Source organism: Pseudomonas sp. WS 5146 (assembly GCF_012985495.1).
Lineage (GTDB): Bacteria > Pseudomonadota > Gammaproteobacteria > Pseudomonadales > Pseudomonadaceae > Aquipseudomonas > Aquipseudomonas edaphica.
In genome coordinates, this window is sequence record NZ_JAAQWL010000005.1 from 200,045 (window position 1) to 220,043 (window position 19,999).

17 protein-coding genes are annotated in these 19,999 nt (G+C 61.0%); 10 read left to right on the forward strand and 7 right to left on the reverse strand.

Features of this window, described 5'->3' with window-relative positions:
* Positions 1-8 precede the first annotated feature (8 nt).
* A complete protein-coding gene (gene garD / locus HBO41_RS15650) occupies positions 9-1,562 on the forward strand; it encodes a galactarate dehydratase (protein WP_017138258.1) in 1,554 nt (517 codons plus the stop codon).
* 186 nt (positions 1,563-1,748) lie between these two features.
* The gene (locus HBO41_RS15655; RefSeq protein ID WP_017138257.1) at positions 1,749-2,690 is read left to right on the forward strand and encodes an AEC family transporter; all 942 of its coding nucleotides are present in this window, start codon (positions 1,749-1,751) and stop codon (positions 2,688-2,690) included.
* 112 nt (positions 2,691-2,802) lie between these two features.
* Here the strand turns inward: HBO41_RS15655 and HBO41_RS15660 are convergent, their stop codons facing one another.
* From HBO41_RS15660 to gatC, 6 genes are all read right to left on the reverse strand, one after another.
* Complete coding sequence (locus tag HBO41_RS15660; RefSeq protein ID WP_017138256.1) at positions 2,803-3,183, reverse strand: carboxymuconolactone decarboxylase family protein; 381 nt, start codon at positions 3,181-3,183, stop codon at positions 2,803-2,805.
* Positions 3,180-4,226, reverse strand: coding sequence for a calcium/sodium antiporter (locus tag HBO41_RS15665; protein WP_032865800.1), 1,047 nt, complete (start codon positions 4,224-4,226; stop codon positions 3,180-3,182). Before HBO41_RS15665 ends, HBO41_RS15660 begins: the two co-directional genes overlap by 4 nt.
* A 56-nt stretch (positions 4,227-4,282) precedes the next feature.
* Positions 4,283-4,654 (reverse strand): septal ring lytic transglycosylase RlpA family protein, encoded by a 372-nt coding sequence (locus HBO41_RS15670; protein ID WP_026013786.1) that lies wholly within the window; start codon positions 4,652-4,654, stop codon positions 4,283-4,285.
* A 131-nt stretch (positions 4,655-4,785) separates the two neighbouring features.
* Positions 4,786-6,231: an Asp-tRNA(Asn)/Glu-tRNA(Gln) amidotransferase subunit GatB gene (gene gatB, locus HBO41_RS15680; RefSeq protein ID WP_169986887.1), complete on the reverse strand. Its 1,446-nt coding sequence runs from the start codon at positions 6,229-6,231 to the stop codon at positions 4,786-4,788.
* A 10-nt stretch (positions 6,232-6,241) separates the two neighbouring features.
* Positions 6,242-7,693 carry an Asp-tRNA(Asn)/Glu-tRNA(Gln) amidotransferase subunit GatA gene (gatA, locus tag HBO41_RS15685; RefSeq protein ID WP_065911562.1) on the reverse strand — a complete coding sequence of 484 codons (1,452 nt, stop codon included), beginning with the start codon at positions 7,691-7,693 and terminating at the stop codon, positions 6,242-6,244.
* Between the two features lie 16 nt (positions 7,694-7,709).
* Positions 7,710-7,997: an Asp-tRNA(Asn)/Glu-tRNA(Gln) amidotransferase subunit GatC gene (gatC, locus tag HBO41_RS15690; RefSeq protein WP_003188556.1), complete on the reverse strand. Its 288-nt coding sequence runs from the start codon at positions 7,995-7,997 to the stop codon at positions 7,710-7,712.
* 210 nt (positions 7,998-8,207) lie between these two features.
* On the opposite strand from gatC, the gene mreB reads away from it, so the two are divergent.
* From mreB to tldD, 8 genes are all read left to right on the forward strand, one after another.
* Positions 8,208-9,245: a rod shape-determining protein MreB gene (gene mreB / locus HBO41_RS15695; RefSeq protein ID WP_002555108.1), complete on the forward strand. Its 1,038-nt coding sequence runs from the start codon at positions 8,208-8,210 to the stop codon at positions 9,243-9,245.
* Positions 9,246-9,383: 138 nt separating this feature from the next.
* Positions 9,384-10,496: a rod shape-determining protein MreC gene (gene mreC, locus HBO41_RS15700; RefSeq protein ID WP_080593785.1), complete on the forward strand. Its 1,113-nt coding sequence runs from the start codon at positions 9,384-9,386 to the stop codon at positions 10,494-10,496.
* Positions 10,496-10,984, forward strand: coding sequence for a rod shape-determining protein MreD (gene mreD, locus HBO41_RS15705; RefSeq protein ID WP_017138250.1), 489 nt, complete (start codon positions 10,496-10,498; stop codon positions 10,982-10,984). The genes mreC and mreD overlap by 1 nt, the downstream gene beginning before the upstream one ends.
* A gap of 51 nt (positions 10,985-11,035) precedes the next feature.
* Positions 11,036-11,632, forward strand: coding sequence for a nucleoside triphosphate pyrophosphatase (locus tag HBO41_RS15710; protein ID WP_017138249.1), 597 nt, complete (start codon positions 11,036-11,038; stop codon positions 11,630-11,632).
* Between the two features lie 71 nt (positions 11,633-11,703).
* The gene (gene rng, locus HBO41_RS15715; protein ID WP_010213134.1) at positions 11,704-13,161 is read left to right on the forward strand and encodes a ribonuclease G; all 1,458 of its coding nucleotides are present in this window, start codon (positions 11,704-11,706) and stop codon (positions 13,159-13,161) included.
* Positions 13,162-13,237: 76 nt separating this feature from the next.
* Positions 13,238-17,053, forward strand: a complete 3,816-nt coding sequence (locus HBO41_RS15720; RefSeq protein ID WP_169986889.1) for a YhdP family protein — start codon at positions 13,238-13,240, stop codon at positions 17,051-17,053.
* 48 nt (positions 17,054-17,101) lie between these two features.
* On the forward strand, positions 17,102-17,950 hold the full coding sequence (locus HBO41_RS15725; protein ID WP_169986891.1) for a carbon-nitrogen hydrolase family protein: 849 nt from the start codon (positions 17,102-17,104) through the stop codon (positions 17,948-17,950).
* A 16-nt stretch (positions 17,951-17,966) separates the two neighbouring features.
* Positions 17,967-19,409 carry a metalloprotease TldD gene (gene tldD / locus HBO41_RS15730; RefSeq protein WP_064450712.1) on the forward strand — a complete coding sequence of 481 codons (1,443 nt, stop codon included), beginning with the start codon at positions 17,967-17,969 and terminating at the stop codon, positions 19,407-19,409.
* 45 nt (positions 19,410-19,454) lie between these two features.
* Here the strand turns inward: tldD and yjgA are convergent, their stop codons facing one another.
* On the reverse strand, positions 19,455-19,976 hold the full coding sequence (gene yjgA, locus HBO41_RS15735) for a ribosome biogenesis factor YjgA (protein ID WP_017138246.1): 522 nt from the start codon (positions 19,974-19,976) through the stop codon (positions 19,455-19,457).
* Positions 19,977-19,999 lie beyond the last annotated feature (23 nt).

Genomic DNA, 19,999 nt, shown 5'->3' on the forward strand with positions numbered 1-19,999 from the left:
GCGATGTAATGCAGTTGATTGAACATGCCGACTCGCCGCGCTCGATTCGTTTGCACGCGCGCGACAATGTGGTGATCGTGGTGAACGACCAGGGCGTGCCGGCCGGCACCGAGTTTCCGGACGGCCTGGTCACCGTGGATTTCATTCCACAGAGCCACAAGGTGACCCTGGAAGATATCCCCGAAGGCGGTGAGATTATTCGCTACGGCCAGACCATCGGCTATGCGCTGGCGCCGATTCCGCGTGGCAGTTGGGTACAGGAAGACCAATTGCGCATGCCGACTGCGCCGCCGCTGGACAGCTTGCCGCTGTCGACCGAGGTGCCAGCAACGCAGGCGCCGTTGGAAGGCTTCACGTTTGAGGGCTACCGCAACGCCGACGGCACCGTGGGCACGCGCAATATCCTCGGCATCACCACCACGGTGCAATGCGTCACTGGTGTGCTGGACCATGCGGTCAAGCGCATCAAGGACGAGTTGCTGCCCAAGTACCCGCACGTTGACGACGTGGTGGCGCTGACCCACAGCTATGGCTGTGGCGTGGCCATCACCGCGACCGATGCCTACATCCCGATCCGCACCGTGCGCAACCTGGCACGCAACCCGAACCTGGGCGGCGAAGCGCTGGTGATCAGCCTGGGCTGCGAAAAGCTGCAGGCCGGGCAGGTGATGCACGACAACGACAGTTCTGTCGACCTCAGTGAGCCTTGGCTGTACCGCTTGCAGGACTCCAGCCACGGGTTTACCGAAATGATCGAGCAGATCATGGCACTGGCCGAAACCCGCTTGAAGAAACTCGACCAGCGTCGCCGGGAAACCGTGCCGGCGTCCGAGCTGATCCTGGGCATGCAATGCGGCGGCAGTGATGCGTTTTCCGGCATCACCGCCAACCCGGCGTTGGGTTATGCCTCGGATTTGCTGTTGCGAGCCGGGGCGACGGTGATGTTTTCCGAAGTCACCGAAGTGCGCGACGCCATCTACCTGCTGACGTCGCGCGCCGAGAGCAAGGAAGTTGCCCAGGAACTTGTCAGGGAAATGGACTGGTACGACCGTTACCTGGCCAAGGGTGAGGCGGATCGCAGCGCCAACACCACGCCGGGTAACAAGAAGGGCGGGTTGTCGAACATTGTCGAGAAGTCCCTGGGCTCCATCGTCAAATCCGGCAGCAGCGCGATCAATGGCGTGCTTGGCCCGGGTGAGCGGTTCAAGGGCAAGGGCCTGATCTTTTGCGCCACGCCGGCCAGCGACTTTGTCTGTGGCACCTTGCAACTGGCGGCCGGGATGAACCTGCATGTGTTCACCACCGGGCGTGGCACGCCTTACGGGCTGGCGATGGCGCCGGTGGTGAAGGTCTCAACGCGCACGGAACTGGCGCAGCGCTGGCCGGACTTGATCGATATCGACGCCGGGCGTATCGCCACCGGGCGTGCGACCATCGAGGAGCTGGGCTGGGAGCTGTTCCACTTCTACCTGGATGTGGCCAGCGGCAAGAAACAGACGTGGGCGCAGCGGCATAAGCTGCATAACGACATCACCCTGTTCAACCCCGCGCCCATCACCTGAGACCAGCACGGACTCTGTGGTAGCTGGCTTGCCTGCGATGGCGGTGTATCAGTAACGAATGCATCGACTGACACTGCGCCATCGCAGGCAAGCCAGCTCCCACATTTGCTCGGGGTTGCCCAGACGAACCGGGCTGCATGGCTTATCATTAGCCACCTGACGACACCCACCAAGGTTCTCCCCGGCATGCTGGCTATCTTCCTCACCACCCTGACCATCACCGCGCCGGTGTTTGCCATGCTGTTTTTGGGGGTGCTGCTCAAGCGCATCAACTGGATCAACGACAACTTCATCCACGTTGCATCGTCGCTGGTGTTCAACGTCACCATGCCGGCGCTGCTGTTTCTCGGCATCCTCCACGCCGACCTGCATTCGGCGCTCAAACCCGGTTTGTTGATCTACTTTGCCGTTGCCACGCTGCTGAGCTTTGCCCTGGCCTGGGGCTGGGCGATCTTTCGCTGCCCGCGTGAAGACCGTGGCATTTATGCCCAGGGCGCGTTTCGCGGCAATAACGGCGTGATCGGCCTGGCGCTGGCGGCCAGCATGTACGGCGACTACGGCATCTCCCTTGGCGCGATTCTCGCGGCGCTGGTGATCCTGTTCTACAACACGCTGTCGACCATTGTGCTGGCGGTGTACAGCCCGGTGATCAAGTCCGACCCGTGGAGCATTTTCAAAAGCGTGATAGCCAACCCGCTGATCATCAGTGTGATCGTCGCCGCGCCGTTCGCGATCTTCAAGATCGGCTTGCCGGGGTGGCTGGAGTCGTCCGGGCAGTATCTGGCGGACATGACCTTGCCGCTGGCGCTGATCTGCATCGGCGGCACCTTGTCGTTGGCGGCCTTGCGCAAAAGCGGGAGCATGGCCTTGAGTGCCAGCCTGGTGAAGATGATCGGCCTGCCGCTATTCGCGACGTTGGGCGCGTGGCTGCTGGGCTTTCGTGGGCCGGAATTGGGGATTTTGTTTCTGTATTTCGGCGCGCCGACGGCGGCGGCGAGTTTTGTCATGGCCAGGGCGGCTGAGGGCAACCACGAGTTGGCGGCGGCGATTATTGTGATCACCACGTTGATGGCGGCGGTGACCACCAATATCGGAATTTTTGTGTTGCAGGCGGGTGGGTGGATCTAGGGTTTGTGGTGTGCTTGAGGGCCAATCGCAGGCAAGCCAGCTCCCACATTTTGAATGTATTCACAGTTCAAATGTGGGAGCTGGCTTGCCTGCGATTGCGATCTAACAGTCACTACTGGTCTGCCTGATACGCCTCAATCACTTCCTGCGCCGCCCGAAACGCATCAATCGCCGCCGGCACACCCGCGTACACCGCGCAATGCAGCAGCGCTTCGCGAATCTCTTCCACCGTGCAGCCATTGTTCAGTGCGCCGCGCACGTGGCCCTTGAGTTCCTGTGGGCACTTGAGTGCGGTCAGGGCCGCGAGGGTGATCAGGCTGCGGGTCTTTAAGGGCAAGCCTTCGCGATTCCACACGCTGCCCCAGGCATGTTCGTTGACAAAATCCTGCAGTGGCTGGGTGAACTCGGTGGCGTTGCCCAGGGCGCGATCGACGAACACGTCGCCCATCACCTGGCGACGCATCTCAACCCCGGGCTTTCTCTGATCGGTCATTGCGCTTCCCTCTTGTGTTGGCGGCGCCAGGCTCGCAGCGTGCTGAGTACCAGAAACGCCACCAGCGCCGGCAGGACGTAATACAGCATCAGTTTTTCAAGACGGGTAGCCAAGGGCATGCCGAACGTGAACGAGACCACATGCAATGCGTACACCAGGTACAGGCCCAGAAAGACCAGGCCTTCGGCGCGGGTGACTCGGTAACCGGTGTAGAACACCGGCAGGCACAGCGCCACCACGCCGAGCATTACCGGCAAGTCGAAATCGAGGGCGTTGGGCGATACCGACAGCGGTGACGGCGCTACCAACGCGGTAAACCCCAGCACACCGAGCAGGTTGAACAGGCTGCTGCCGATCACATTGCCCACGGCAATCTCGCGCTCGCCGCGCACGGCGGCAATCAGCGAAGTGGCCAGGCACGGCAACGAAGTGCCGACGCCGATCAAGGTCAGGCCGACGATGCGCTCCGACAGGCCCAGATCACTCGCCACGTCCACCGCCGCGCCCAGCAGCAAATGCCCGGCCAGCACCAGAATCAGCAGCCCGCCGAGCATCAGCAACACGCTGCTCAACCACGGCGCTCTGGCCACGGTGTCCAGCGTGCGCGGGCGCCGGGAATGGCGGGTCTGGTAATGCAGCACACCCAGGTAGGCCACCAGCGCTGCGAGGAGTACCAGCCCGTCAACGGGCGTCAACGTTTCATTGGCCGACAGGGTAAACACCAGCAGCGCGGCGCAAATCATCACCGGGATGTCCAGGCGCACCAGTTGTCGCGACACCCGCAGCGGGATGATCAGCGCAGACAGGCCCAGGGTGACGAGGATGTTGAATATGCTGCTGCCGATCACGCTGCCCACGGCGATATCGGTATTGCCGGCCAGGGTGGCTTGCAGGCTGACGGTCATTTGCGGCGCGCTGCTGCCGAAGGCAACGATGCTCAAGCCGATGATCAGCGGCCGCACCTTGAGGCTGGCCGCCAGGCGCACGGCGGCGCGCACCAGGATTTCGGCGCCGAGAATCAGCAGCAGCAGGCCGCTGACCAATTCGAGCAGGCTGAAGGGCGAGAGGGCGGTGAGTACGGAAATGGCCAAGGCTCCTGTCAGTTGCTCAGCGCTTGCACGCGAACCCGTGCGGTGCCGCTGCCCAGCATACCGAGTTGCTCAGCCGCTTTGCGGGAAACATCGATCAGACGGCCACGGGTGTGCGGGCCGCGATCATTGATGCGCAGCACGACGGATCTGTTGTTGTCGAGATTGGTCACCTTGACCCGCGTGCCGAAGGGCAGGCGCCGATGGGCGGCGGTCAGGGCATTCTGGTTGAAGGGTTCACCGCTGGCGGTTCTATTGCCATGGTGCTTGGCGCCGTAATAGGAGGCGGTGCCGGTTTCGTCGTAGCCGTTGGGGTCGATGAGGCCGCTGGCGCAACCGGCCAGCAGAGAGAACAGGGCCAGGAGGCCGAGTAGACGCTTCATGTTGAGCAAACCCCCAATTGATCGTTCCCACGCTCTGCGTGGGAATGCAGCCCGTGACGCTCCGCGTCACAAAAGCGGACGCGGAGCGTCCAGTGAGGCGTTCCCACGCGGAGCGTGGGAACGATCAAGTGTCAGCCTTCGAGCTTGCTTTTGAGCAGTTCGTTCACCTGTTGCGGGTTGGCTTTGCCTTTGGAGGCTTTCATCGCCTGGCCGACAAAGAAGCCGAACATCTTGCCGCGTTTAACTTCGTCTGCCGCACGGTATTGTTCAACTTGCTCAGCATTGGCGGCGAGCATCTCATCGAGCACGGCCGAAATAGCGCCGCTGTCGGTGACTTGCTTGAGGCCACGCTTCTCGATGATGTCGTCGGCGCTGCCTTCGCCTGCGGCCATCGCTTCAAACACGGTCTTGGCGATTTTGCCGGAGATAGTGTTGTCTTTGATGCGCAGCAGCATGCCGCCCAACTGCTCGGCGGTCACCGGGGCTTCGTCGATCTCCAGGCCCTGTTTGTTCAACAGGCTGCCCAGCTCAACCATCACCCAGTTGGCCGCCAGCTTGGCGTCACCGGCAATGCTCACGACTTTTTCGAAGTAGTTGGCTTGCTCACGGCTGGAGGCCAATACGCTGGCATCGTAGACCGACAGGCCGAACTGTTCCTGGAAACGCTCGCGTTTTTGCGGCGGCAGTTCCGGCAGGGTGGCACGCACGTCATTAAGGAACGAGTCCTCAATGATCACCGGCAACAGGTCCGGGTCGGGGAAGTAGCGGTAGTCGTTGGCTTCCTCTTTGCTGCGCATGGCGCGGGTTTCGTCTTTGTTCGGGTCGTACAGGCGCGTTTGCTGGATCACCTTGCCGCCGTCTTCGATCAGCTCGATCTGGCGACGCACTTCGGTGTTGATCGCCTTCTCGATGAAGCGGAACGAGTTGACGTTCTTGATCTCGCAGCGTGTGCCGTACTCGGCCTGGCCTTTTGGCCGCACCGACACGTTGCAGTCGCAACGCAGCGAACCTTCGGCCATGTTGCCGTCGCAGATGCCCAAGTAGCGCACCAGCGCGTGGATGGTCTTGACGTAGGCCACGGCTTCCTTGGCGCTGCGCATGTCCGGCTCGGAAACGATCTCCAGCAGCGGCGTACCGGCGCGGTTCAGGTCGATACCGGTGGCGCCGTTGAATTCTTCATGCAGGCTCTTGCCGGCATCTTCTTCCAGGTGCGCACGGGTCACGCCGACACGCTTGATGGTGCCGTCTTCCAGCGGGATATCCAGGTAGCCCTTGCCGACGATCGGCAATTCCATCTGGCTGATCTGGTAGCCCTTGGGCAGGTCCGGGTAGAAGTAGTTCTTGCGCGCGAACACGTTGTGCTGGCCGATCTCGGCGTCAATCGCCAGGCCGAACATCACCGCCATGCGCACCGCTTCCTCGTTCAGCACTGGCAGTACGCCGGGCATGCCCAGGTCTACCAGGCTGGCCTGGGTGTTGGGTTCTGCGCCGAACGTGGTGGCGCTACCGGAGAAAATCTTCGATTGGGTGGCGAGCTGGGTATGAATCTCCAGCCCGATCACAACTTCCCATTGCATAGTGTTCTCCTCAGAAGCCGGTAGGGGTGCGAGTGTGCCAGTCGGTGTTCAACTGGTACTGGTGCGCCACATTGAGCAGGCGGCCTTCCTGGAAATACGGGGCGAGCAATTGCACGCCGACCGGCAGGCCATCGACGAAACCTGCGGGCATGGACAAGCCCGGCAAGCCCGCGAGGTTGGCGGTGATGGTGTAGAGGTCTTCCAGGTACTCGGCGATCGGGTCGCCGGTCTTGGCGCCGATCTTCCAGGCCGGGTTCGGCGTGGTCGGGCCGAGGATCACGTCGACTTCTTCAAAGGCGGCCATGAAGTCGTTCTTGATCAGGCGACGGATCTTTTGCGCCTTGAGGTAGTACGCGTCGTAGTAACCGGCGGAAAGTGCGTAGGCACCGACCATGATCCGGCGTTGTACTTCGGCACCGAAGCCTTCGCCACGGGAGCGTTTGTACAGGTCGGTAAGGTCTTTCGGGTTTTCGCAGCGGTAGCCGAAGCGCACGCCGTCGAAACGCGACAGGTTCGAGGAGGCTTCTGCCGGCGCGATCACGTAGTACGCAGGAATCGCGTGCTGGTTGTTCGGCAGGCTGATTTCCTTGATCACGGCACCGAGCTTTTCCAGCTCTTTAATGCTGTTGTGCACCAGTTCGGCGATACGCGGGTCGAGACCGGCGCTGAAATACTCTTTCGGCACGCCGATACGCAGGCCTTTAAGCGAGGTATTAAGGCTGGCGCTGTAGTCCGGCACCGGCTCATCGATGCTGGTGGAGTCCTGTTTATCGAACCCGGCCATACCTTGTAACAATATTGCGCAGTCTTCAGCCGTGCGTGCCAGCGGGCCGCCCTGATCGAGGCTGGAGGCATAGGCAATCATGCCCCAACGGGAAACGCGACCGTAGGTCGGCTTCAAACCAGTGAGGTTGGTGAAAGCGGCGGGCTGGCGGATCGAGCCGCCGGTGTCGGTGGCCGTGGCCGCCGGCAGGAAACGCGCGGCAACAGCAGCAGCCGAGCCGCCGGAGGAACCGCCGGGCACGTGCTCCAGGTTCCACGGGTTTTTTACCGCACCGTAGTAGCTCGACTCGTTGGCCGAACCCATGGCGAATTCGTCCATGTTGGTCTTGCCCAGGGTCACGGCCCCGGCGGCCGCCAGCTTGGACACTACGGTGGCATCGTAGGGTGCCTTGAAGTTGTCGAGCATCTTCGAGCCGCAGCTGGTGCGAATGCCCTGGGTGCAGAACAGGTCTTTGTGGGCGATCGGGGCGCCCAGCAGTGCGCCGTTTTCACCGTTGGCGCGACGTGCGTCGGCGGCCTTGGCCTGGCTCAGGGCCAGTTCCTCGGTGAGGCTGATAAAGCTGTTGACCTTGGGATCCAGCGCGGCAATTCGCGCCAGCAGGGTCTGGGTCAGCTCTTCGGAAGAAAACTTTTTGTCGGCGAGACCGCGGGCGATCTCGGCCAGAGTCATGTGATGCATGAAAGGCTCTTTCCCTTTAGTCGATGACTTTCGGAACCAGGTACAGGCCGTTTTCGACCGCTGGCGCGATGGACTGGTAGGCCTCGCGATTATTTCGCTCGGTCACAACGTCTGCACGCAGGCGCTGGCTGGCTTCCAGCGGGTGAGCCAGGGGCTCGATGCCGTCGGTATTTACGGCCTGCATTTGGTCGACCAGCCCGAGAATGCTGTTCAGGGCTGCGGTGGTCTGTGGAAGATCGGCGTCATTAAGGCCAAGCGAGGCCAGATGCGCGATTTTTTCCACGTCGGAGCGTTCAAGCGCCATGGGTTTCTCCAGTGGAAAACAGAACGGAGGGCATCCGTGTGTTAGATTGTCGGAACACTACCGCATTTCTACGGTCATAAGGCCGCGATTGTGGGGGTTGGTGCACAGAAAGTCGGCCAATTTAGCACATTGGCGCCTTGCCCAAAATCCCTGTCGTTGTTAGAGTTTGCCGCACTTTTTTACCCACGCGTTGCCTAGGGTCCTTTCCCCATGTTCAAGAAACTGCGTGGCATGTTTTCCAGCGATCTTTCCATTGACCTGGGCACTGCCAACACCCTTATTTACGTGCGCGAGCGCGGTATCGTTCTGAATGAGCCATCGGTTGTGGCCATTCGGACCCATGGTAATCAGAAAAGTGTCGTTGCCGTTGGCACCGAGGCCAAGCGCATGCTCGGCCGTACACCAGGCAATATTGCTGCCATTCGTCCGATGAAAGACGGCGTGATCGCCGACTTCAGCGTCTGCGAAAAGATGCTGCAGTACTTCATCAACAAAGTTCACGAAAACAGTTTTCTGCAGCCCAGCCCACGTGTGCTGATCTGCGTTCCGTGCAAGTCCACCCAGGTGGAGCGTCGTGCCATCCGTGAATCGGCCCTTGGTGCCGGTGCCCGTGAAGTGTTCCTGATCGAAGAGCCTATGGCTGCCGCAATCGGCGCCGGCCTGCCGGTTGAGGAAGCGCGCGGTTCGATGGTGGTGGATATCGGTGGTGGTACTACCGAGATCGCCCTGATTTCCCTGAACGGTGTGGTGTATGCCGAATCCGTGCGTGTAGGCGGCGACCGTTTCGACGAAGCGATCATCACGTATGTACGCCGTAACTACGGCAGCCTGATCGGTGAGTCCACTGCTGAGCGCATCAAGCAGGAAATCGGCACCGCTTACCCGGGCGGCGAAGTTCGCGAAGTCGACGTTCGTGGTCGCAACCTGGCCGAAGGCGTTCCACGTGCCTTCACCCTGAACTCCAATGAAGTGCTGGAAGCTCTGCAAGAGTCGCTGGCCACCATCGTTCAGGCTGTGAAAAGCGCCCTGGAGCAATCGCCGCCGGAACTGGCTTCCGATATCGCCGAGCGTGGCCTGGTGCTGACCGGTGGTGGCGCCTTGCTGCGCGACCTCGACAAGCTGCTGGCCCAGGAAACCGGCCTGCCGGTGATCGTCGCCGAAGACCCGCTGACCTGCGTCGCCCGTGGCGGTGGTCGTGCACTGGAAATGATGGATAAACACACCATGGACCTGCTCTCCAGCGAATAAGATCGTTGGTTGCGCCATGCTTCGCTCGCAGGCAGCACTTTGCAGTGCTGCCTGTTGGCGTTTATCTTCTTCAATCTGCATCCAGGCCGGTTTGATGCCGTATGAATAAAGAGAACATTTGCCTGGGAGGAGCGGCTTATTAAACCGCTTTTCGCCAAAGGCCCCTCATTGGGCGTGCGCTTGTTGGTGCTGGTCGTGCTTTCGGTCGCGCTGATGGTGGTCGATGCCCGCTTTGCACTGCTCAAGCCCGTGCGCAGCCAGATGTCGCTGGTGTTGATGCAGACTTACTGGATCACCGACCTGCCGCAACGGCTCTACCAGGGCGTGGCCAGCCAATTCGGCAGCCGCACCGAGCTGGTCGCCGAGAACGAAAAACTCAAGACTGAAAACCTGCTGTTGCAGGGGCGCATGCAAAAGCTCGCGGCCCTCACCGAGCAGAACGTTCGGCTGCGCGAGTTGCTCAATTCTTCGGCATTGGTCAACGAGAAGGTCGAAGTGGCCGAGTTGATCGGCATGGACCCAAATCCCTTTACCCACCGCATCATCATCAACAAGGGTGAGCGCGACGGTGTCGTGCTGGGCCAGCCGGTGCTTGATGCCCGTGGGCTGATGGGCCAGGTGGTGGAGCTTATGCCCTACACCTCACGGGTATTGTTGCTGACGGACACCACCCACAGCATTCCGGTACAGGTCAACCGTAACGGCCTGCGGGCGATTGCCAGCGGCACCGGCAACCCGGAGCGTCTGGAGTTGCGTCACGTTGCCGACACCGCCGATATCAAGGAAGGCGACCTGCTGGTCAGCTCCGGTTTGGGTCAGCGCTTCCCGGCGGGTTACCCGGTGGCGACGGTCAAGGAAGTGATCCACGATTCCGGCCAGCCTTTCGCTATCGTGCGTGCCGTGCCAACCGCTGCCTTGAACCGCAGCCGCTATCTGTTGCTGGTATTCAGCGACAATCGCACTCCGGAAGAGCGCGCCAACGACGCCGCCCAAGCCCAGGAAGCGGAAGACAAGCAGAACGGTATAACGCCGATCGTTCCCGCAACGGTGCCCAAGCCCGCATTTGTTGGGCCGCCTGCACCGGTGGCAACTCCGGCAGCACCGGTGGCGACGCCCGTTAAACCTGCCACCCACAACGCCCGCCCGGCGAAACCCGCCGCAACCAAACCGCCTGCGTCGACGCCTGCCGCCACACCAGCCGCTCGACCAGCGGCCGCTGCCCCGGCAACCACGCGGCAGAGGGAGGAATAATGGCCGGTACTCATTCACGCAATGGTTGGATCGTCTGGCTGACCTTCGCCATCGGCTTATTGCTTAGCGTCTCGCCGCTGCCGCAATTCATGGAGATCCTGCGACCGCTCTGGCTCGCGTTGTTGCTCGCGTTCTGGTCGCTGACCCTGCCGCATAAAGTCGGGATGGTCACGGCGATGTGCCTGGGCTTGGCGGAAGACGTGCTCTATGGCACTTTGCTGGGTCAGAACGCATTGATCCTCACGCTGATTACTTTCCTGGTGCTGTCGTTGCAGCAGCGTTTGCGCATGTTCCCGATGTGGCAACAGTGCCTGGTGATCCTGGTGATCTTCGGCCTGGCGCAGTTGGTGCAACTGTGGCTCAGTGCCTTGACCGGCAACCGCCAACCGACCTTGGCGCTGGTGTTGCCAGCGTTGGTCAGTGCGCTGCTGTGGCCTTGGGTCAGTTTCGGCCTGCGTGGGTTACGTCGTCGCTATAAAATCAATTGAATGGATTGCGAGGCTCTGCCTGGTTATCAAACTCTACAGGGAGAGTCTGCAATGAATTCGCTTTACCTGGCCTCGGGCTCACCGAGGCGGCGTGAACTGTTGACCCAGATCGGTGTGCCTTTCACCGTGGTCAGCGCCGCCATTGATGAAACCCCTCTTACTAATGAACCCGCCGTTGCCTACGTCGAGCGCCTTGCGCGCGGCAAGGCCGAGGCGGGTTTTGCTGCGCTTGAACAAAGTGTGCAGGCCTGTGTGCTGGGTGCGGACACGGCGGTGATCGTGGATGGCCAGATCCTTGGCAAGCCCGTGGACCAAGCCGATGCCTTGGCGATGCTGATGGCGCTTTCAGGTCGTGAACATGAAGTGCTCACTGCCATTGCCCTCACCGACGGCCATCGTTGCGAAACGCGTTGTGTAAGCAGTCGTGTACGTTTTCGCGCTATTTCTGTCCAGGAAGCTACATCCTACTGGCACAGTGGCGAACCTGCGGACAAGGCCGGCGGCTATGCTATCCAGGGGCTGGGTTCGGTGTTTGTCGCCGGGCTCAATGGCAGCTATTCCGCTGTGGTCGGCCTGCCGGTGTGCGAAACCGCGCAACTGCTCGGCCAATTCGGCATACCCTGTTGGCAAAACCTTACCGCGCGCTGAACGCCTTTATTTGCGCGCCAAGCCTTAAGCGATCGGTCACTATTGTGAAAACGCCTGAACGAGACCCAGCCATGAGTGAAGAGATTCTGATCAATATCACGCCGATGGAATCGCGCGTGGCGGTGGTAGAAAACGGTGTTCTGCAGGAAGTGCACGTCGAGCGCACCCAGAAGCGCGGTATTGTCGGCAATATCTATAAAGGCAAGGTGGTGCGCGTATTACCGGGCATGCAGGCGGCTTTCGTCGACATCGGCCTGGACCGTGCCGCGTTTATCCACGCCTCGGAAATTTCCCTGCGTGAAGGCCCGGCGGTAGAAAGCATCAGCGCCCTGGTGCACGAAGGGCAGAGCCTGGTGGTGCAAGTCACCAAGGATCCGATCGGTTCAAAAGGCGCGCGGCTGACGACGCAACTGTCGATCCCCTCGCGCTATCTGGTGTACATGCCGCGTACCGCGCATGTGGGTATTTCCCTCAAGATTGAAGACGAAGCCGAGCGCGAGCGCCTGAAAAAGGTGGTCAGCGACTGCGTAGCGGCCGAAGGCATCAAGGAAGCCGGCGGGTTTATCCTGCGCACCGCCGCTGAAGGCGCCGGTGCTGACGAAATCCTCATGGACATCCGCTACCTGCGCAGGCTGTGGGATCAGATCGGCGCACAGATCAAAACCATTGGTGCGCCGAGCGTCATCTATGAAGACCTCGGTCTAGCGTTGCGTACTTTGCGTGACCTGGTCAGCCCAAAGATCGAGAAAATTCGCATCGACTCGCGGGAAACCTTCCAGCGCACTACGCAATTCGTGGCCGAGCTGATGCCGGAAATTGCCGACCGCCTGGAGCATTATCCTGGCGAGCGGCCGATCTTCGACCTGTATGGCGTCGAAGATGAAATCCAGAAAGCCCTGGAGCGCAAAGTGCCGCTCAAGTCCGGCGGCTATCTGGTGGTCGATCCGGCCGAAGCCATGACCACCATCGATGTCAACACCGGCGCGTTCGTGGGCCATCGCAACCTCGAAGAAACCATCTTCAAGACCAACCTCGAAGCGGCCACCGCGATTGCCCGTCAACTGCGCCTGCGCAACCTGGGCGGCATCATCATTATCGACTTCATCGACATGGAAGACGAAGAGCACCAGCGCCAAGTGCTGCGCACCCTGGAGAAGCAACTGGAGCGTGACCACGCCAAGACCAACATTATCGGGATCACCGAGCTTGGTCTTGTGCAGATGACCCGCAAGCGCACCCGCGAAAGCCTTGAGCAAGTGCTGTGCGAGCCGTGCAGCAGTTGCCAGGGGCGTGGAAAGTTGAAGACCCCGGAAACGGTTTGCTACGAGATTTTCCGCGAAATCTTACGGGAGGCACGTGCCTACCAGGCGGAAGGCTATAGAGTGCTTGCCAACCAGAAAGTGGTCGACCGATTGCTGGATGAAGAGTCCGGTAACGTTGCTGAGCTTGAGGGTTTTATCGGGCGTACCATTCGTTTCCAGGTCGAAACCATGTATTCCCAGGAACAATACGACGTGGTGCTGCTCTGATCCCCAATCGCTTTCTTTATTCGAGACCGGCAGGCGTTGATCTGCCGTCCGCTAACTGCCTTGAGGGTCGCATGACATGGAGCGTCTGACACGCTTTTTTGCCGCCTTGACCCGTTGGGGCCTGGGCCTGTGCGCCTTGCTGCTGGTACTGGCGGCGGTGTACGTGAGCCTGGGTCGTGAGTTGGTCCCACTGGTGGCGGAGTACCGCGCCGAAGTTGAAGCCAAGGCGCAGGCTGCGGTGGAGATGCCCCTGCACATCGGCAGCCTCGAAGGGCGCTGGAGTGGTTTCGCGCCGATATTGCTGGCCCACGACGTGATGGTCGGCGAAGGCAACAGCGCCTTGCGCCTGGATCAGGTTGAAGTGGTGCCGGATATCTGGGCCAGCCTGATGGCGCGCGAAGTGCGTATCGCCCACCTGGAAGTCAGCGGCCTGCAGTTGAGTGTCAAGGAAGACCAGGACGGCCACTGGGCGCTGCAAGGTTTGCCGGTGCAGGATGACCAGCCGTTGGACCCGCAGCAGTTGCTCACGCGCATGCAGATGGTCAAGCGCGTGTCGTTGCTCGACAGCCAGGTGACATTGCAGCCGTTCGAGCAAGCGCCGTTGACCCTGACCTATGTGGGCCTGAGCCTGCATACCGGCAACACCCGCCAACGCCTGGATGCACGCGTCACCCTGCCGGACGGCCAGCCTTTGGCGCTGAGCCTTCGTAGCCGTATTCGCGCAAGCGCATGGAAAGAGGGCGAAGTCGAAGCCTACCTGAGCCTGCCTCAAAGTGACTGGGCCAAATGGATTCCCGCCAGGCTGACCCAGCAATGGAAGCTCACTCAGTTCAAAGCCGGTGGCGAGTTCTGGCTCAATTGGGGCAAAGGCACCGTCCAAAGTGCCGTGGTGCGCCTCAACTCACCGCAAGTAAAGGGCAGTTACGCCGACCGCAAACCTGTGCATATCGAAAACCTCGCCCTGACCGCCTACCTGCAACGCAGTGACAGTGGCCTTAAGGTGTTGTTCGATTCACTGGCGATGAACATCGGCGATACCCGCTGGGAATCACACCTGCAACTGCAACAAAGCGTGGCGACCGACAAAGACCAGGAAACCTGGAAGCTTCAGGCTGACCGCCTTGACCTGACCCCTGTTACCCCGCTGTTGAATGCCTTGGCGCCATTGCCGGAAGGTTTTGCCAAAACCATCGAGCACCTCAAGGCCACGGGCGTGTTGCGCAATGTGTTGGTGGATTTCCATCCGCAGGACGCCACCGATAAAAAACTCAGCTTCGCCGCCAACCTTGAACGCATCGGTTTTGACGCGTACTTCGGTGCGCCAGCCGCACGGAACGTATCCGGGAGTATCAGTGGCGATTTGGGCCAGGGTGAGTTGCGTATGGACAGCAAGGATTTTTCCCTGCACCTGTACCCGATCTTCGCCAAGCCCTGGCAGTACATCCAGGCCAACGCGCGCCTGACATGGAAGCTGGATAAAGAAGGCTTCACCCTGATTGCCCCTTACATCAAGGTGCTGGGCGAGGAGGGCAAAGTGGCTGCCGACTTCCTGATTCGCCTGCACTTCGACCATGCCCAGGAAGACTACATGGACCTGCGGGTCGGTATGGTCGATGGCGATGGTCGTTTCACGCCCAAGTATTTGCCGGCCGTGTTGAGCCCGTCCCTGGATGAATGGCTGCGCACCGCAATTCTTAAAGGCGCCGTGGACCAAGGGTTCTTCCAGTACCAAGGTTCGCTCAACCATGACGCGCTGCCCGCTGCGCGCAACATCAGCTTGTTCTTCAAGGTGCATGACGCCGAACTGGCCTTCCAGCCGGGTTGGCCGCATGTGAGCAAGGTCAATGGCGAAGTGTTTGTCGAGGAGAGCGGCGTGCGCATCCTGGCCAGCAAGGGCCAATTGCTCGATACCAAGGTCAAGGACGTCTACGTCAATATTCCCCACGCACCGGCCGGTAAAGACAGCCACCTGCTGATCACCGGTGGGTTTGCGGGCGGCCTGGGTGATGGTTTGAAGATCCTTCAGGACGCGCCGATAGGCACGGGTTCAACCTTTGCCGGCTGGAAGGGCGACGGCGACCTGCAAGGCAATCTGGACCTGGACATTCCGCTGGTCAAAGGCACCGAGCCGAAGATCGTGGTGGACTTCAAGACCGACAAAGCCCGTCTGCAATTGGCGGAGCCGACCTTGGACCTGACACAGCTCAAGGGCGATTTCCGCTTCGACAGCAGCAAGGGCTTGAGTGGCCAGAACATCTCGGCCCAGGCATTCGATCGACCGATCACCGCGCAAATTGTTGCCGATGGCAAGCCAGGCAACATCAGTACCCGCGTCACCGCCAAGGGCCAGGTCACGGTCAAGCGCCTGACCGATTGGTTAAAAATCAGCCAGCCGTTGCCAGTGTCCGGTGATATTCCGTACCAGCTGCAACTCACACTGGACGGCGCCGACAGCCAACTGATGGTCAGTTCCAATATGAAGGGTGTGGCGGTAGACCTGCCGGCGCCCTTCGGCATGCCGGCGAGCCAAGGCCGTGACAGCGTGTTCCGCATGACCTTGCAAGGCCCGGAGCGGCGTTACTGGTTCGATTATGGCGAGCTGGCGAGCTTCACCTTTGCCTCACCGCCGGACAAATTCAATGACGGGCGCGGGGAGTTGTTCCTTGGCGCCGGCAATGCTGTGTTGCCCGCAGCCAAAGGCTTGCGTATTCGCGGTGTGCTGTCGGAACTGGATATTGACCCATGGAAAAAACTCGCCAACCGCTACGCCGGTAACGACCCAGGCGGCAGCGCCAAACAGTTGCTCAGTGGTGCCGACTTCAAAGTGGGCAAACTGATCGGTTTTGGCACCCAGCTTGATCAGGCCAACCTTCAGTTGGACCGCAAGCCTGCCGCCTGGGGTTTGCAGCTCGACAGCCAGCAGGCCAAGGGCACGGTCAACCTGCCGGACGCCAAGGGCGCGCCGATTGCGATCAACCTGCAATACGTGAAGCTGCCGGCGGTGGACCCGACCGCGCAGGCCGACGAAAACGCACCGGACCCGTTGGCGGATATCGACCCCAAGGACATCCCCGCGCTGGATATCGCCATCAACCAGCTGTTCCAGGGCCCCGACCTGGTGGGCGCCTGGTCGCTGAAGATCCGCCCGACTGCCAAAGGCCTGGCCTTCAACAACCTCAACCTCGGCCTCAAGGGCATGCAGCTTAATGGTGCCGGCGGTTGGGAAGGCGCGCCCGGCGCCAGCAGCAGCTGGTACAAGGGCCGCCTGGACGGCAAGAACATTGCCGACGTGCTCAAGGGCTGGGGTTTTGCGCCGACCGTGACCAGCGAAGACTTCCACCTGGATGTGGATGGCCGTTGGCCGGGTTCGCCGGCCTGGGTTGGCCCCAAGCGTTTCTCCGGTAGCCTGGATGCGTCATTCCGTAAAGGCCAGTTTGTCGAAGTGGAAGGTGGCGCCCAGGCATTGCGGGTGTTTGGTTTGCTCAACTTCAATTCGATCGGTCGCCGTTTGCGCCTGGACTTCTCGGACCTGCTCGGCAAGGGCTTGAGTTATGACCGGGTCAAAGGCTTGCTGGCCGCCAGTGATGGGGTGTTCGTCACCCGTGAACCCATCACCATGACCGGCCCGTCCACCAACCTGGAGCTCAATGGCACCCTGGACCTGGTGGCTGACCGTGTCGACGCCAAGCTGCTGGTCACGTTGCCGGTGACCAACAACCTGCCGATTGCCGCGCTGATTGTCGGCGCGCCCGCCATTGGCGGCGCGTTGTTCCTGATCGACAAGCTGATCGGTGACCGTGTTTCGCGCTTCGCCAGCGTGCAATACAAGGTTCAAGGCCCGTGGAAGGATCCAAAAATCACCTTCGACAAGCCATTTGAAAAGCCAAACTGAGAGCCTGTGGAGTAGCATGGCCGCATGCCTATTATGGAGTGTCGGCCCATGCCCTTTGCGGTAATTCAAATGGTCAGCCAGAGCGATGTTCTGGCCAACCTGGCCCAGGCCCGGCGCTTGCTGGAGCAGGCGGCAGCGGGCGGTGCGAAGCTTGCGGTACTGCCGGAGAACTTCGCTGCCATGGGTCGCCGCGACGTGGCCGATATCGGTCGCGCCGAAGCCTTGGGCGAAGGCCCGATCCTGCCCTGGTTGAAACAGACCGCCCGCGACCTCACCTTATGGATAGTGGCCGGCACTTTGCCGTTGCCGCCCAAGGACCAACCGCACGCCAAGTCCAACGCTTGCTCGCTATTGATCGATGATCAGGGCGAAATCGTCGCCCGGTACGACAAATTGCACCTGTTTGATGTCGATGTTGCAGATGCCAGGGGGCGTTATCGCGAATCTGACGACTATGCTTTCGGGAGCAATGTGGTGGTGGCGGACACGCCGGTGGGGCGCTTGGGCCTGACGGTGTGCTACGACTTGCGGTTTCCCGAGCTGTACAGCGAGCTGCGTGCAGCGGGGGCGGAGTTGATTACCGCGCCTTCGGCCTTTACGGCGGTGACCGGCGCGGCACATTGGGATGTACTGATTCGGGCGCGAGCCATCGAAACCCAGTGCTATTTATTGGCCGCCGCTCAAGGCGGTGCGCACCCGGGGCCACGGGAAACCTTTGGCCACGCAGCCATTGTCGACCCTTGGGGGCGTGTGCTGACACAACAGGATCAAGGCGAAGCGGTGTTGTTGGCCGAACGCGATAGCAGTGAACAAGCGTCGATACGGGCGCGCAAGCCGGTGGTCAATCATCGGCGCTTTTTCTCGCAGGGCGCGCAGCGGCCTGCTTCAGAACGATGAATTTAAGGCCAAACCTATGAGCGAGTTGTTGTCCTCAGTCAGTGAACACCTCCTGGCACCCGGTGGCGTGACCATCGAAAGTTTGCAAACCGTGCTCGGTGATCTGGCCGGGCCGGGCATCGACGCGGCCGACCTGTATTTCCAGGGCCAGATTTCCGAGTCGTGGGCCCTCGAAGACGGCATCGTCAAGGAAGGCAGTTTCAACCTTGACCAAGGCGTAGGCGTGCGCGCGCAATCCGGTGAAAAGACTGGTTTTGCCTACAGCAACGCCATCACCCTTGAAGCCCTCGGCCTGGCGGCGCGCGCGGCACGCTCGATTTCCCGCGCCGGCCAGAACGGCACTGTGCAGGCTTTCAGCACTCAGGACGTGGCCCAGCTGTACGCGCCGGATAACCCGCTGGAGGTGATCAGCCGCGCGGAAAAGGTCGATTTGCTCAAGCGTATCGATGCGGCCACTCGTGCGCTCGACCCGCGTATTCAGCAAGTAACGGTGAGCATGGCTGGCGTGTGGGAGCGCATTCTGGTGGCGTCCACGGACGGCGGGCTGGCGGCGGACGTGCGGCCGCTGGTGCGTTTCAACGTGAGTGTGATTGTTGAGCAGAACGGCCGCCGCGAGCGCGGTGGTCACGGCGGTGGCGGGCGTACCGACTACCGTTATTTCCTCGCTGAAGACCGCGCCATGGGTTACGCCCGTGAAGCGCTGCGTCAGGCGCTGGTCAACCTGGAAGCCATTCCGGCGCCGGCCGGTACCTTGCCGGTGGTGTTGGGCTCGGGCTGGTCTGGCGTGCTGCTGCACGAAGCCGTGGGCCACGGCCTGGAAGGCGACTTCAACCGCAAAGGCAGTTCGGCCTACAGCGGGCGCATGGGCGAAATGGTTGCATCCAAACTCTGCACCATTGTCGATGACGGCACCCTGGCTGGCCGGCGTGGCTCGTTGAGTGTCGACGACGAAGGCACGCCGACCGAATGCACCACGCTGATTGAAAACGGCGTGCTCAAGGGCTATATGCAGGACAAGCTCAACGCCCGCCTCATGGGTGTGGCGCGTACCGGTAACGGCCGTCGCGAGTCTTACGCGCACCTGCCGATGCCGCGCATGACCAACACCTACATGCTCGGTGGCGAAAGCGACCCCGCGGAAATCATCGCCTCGGTAAAACGCGGGATCTACTGCGCCAACCTCGGCGGCGGCCAGGTCGATATCACCAGCGGCAAGTTTGTGTTCTCCACCAGCGAAGCGTACCTGATCGAAGACGGCAAGATTACCGCGCCGGTCAAAGGGGCGACGTTGATTGGCAATGGGCCGGAAGCCATGAGCAAGGTGTCGATGGTCGGTAATGACCTGTCGCTGGACAGCGGCGTGGGCACCTGCGGTAAGGATGGGCAGTCGGTGCCAGTCGGCGTCGGTCAGCCAACCTTGAAAATCGATGCGATCACCGTGGGTGGCACGGGGTCGTAATGGCCGGAGCTTCGGGTGGCGAAGACCGCCACCCGGGGAAGAGGGTCAACGCAGGCCGCGTTGAGTCTCGTCCAGCTCACGGATGTATTTGAAGATTTTACGGCTGGTGGCCGGCGCCTTGTTATGCGCCTGCTCGTGCTGGGCCTGACGGATCAGGGAGCGCAGTTGCTGGCGGTCCGCGTCCGGGTAGTCCAGCACGAATTTCTCCAGCACCGCGTCATCGCCCGAGATCAGGCGGTCACGCCAGCGCTCCAGGTTATGGAAGCGTTCGTTGTACTGGCGAGTGGAGGCATCGGTTTGATCGAGCAAGGCCAGAATGGCATCAGTGTCCTGATCGCGCATCAGCTTGCCGATAAACATGATGTGCCGTTTACGCGCGATATTCGCGGTGTGCTTGGGAGCATCCGCAAGCGCCCGGCGCATTTCGTCGGTCAGTGGCAATTTGGCAATCAAGTCTTTCTTGAGCGTTGTAAGGCGCTCGCCGAGGTCAACCAGCGCATGCAGCTCGCGTTTGACCTGGGTTTTGCTTTTCTCCCCATCGAGGGAGTCGTCGTAAGAATCAACCATGGTGGCAGTCCGCAAAGAAACGC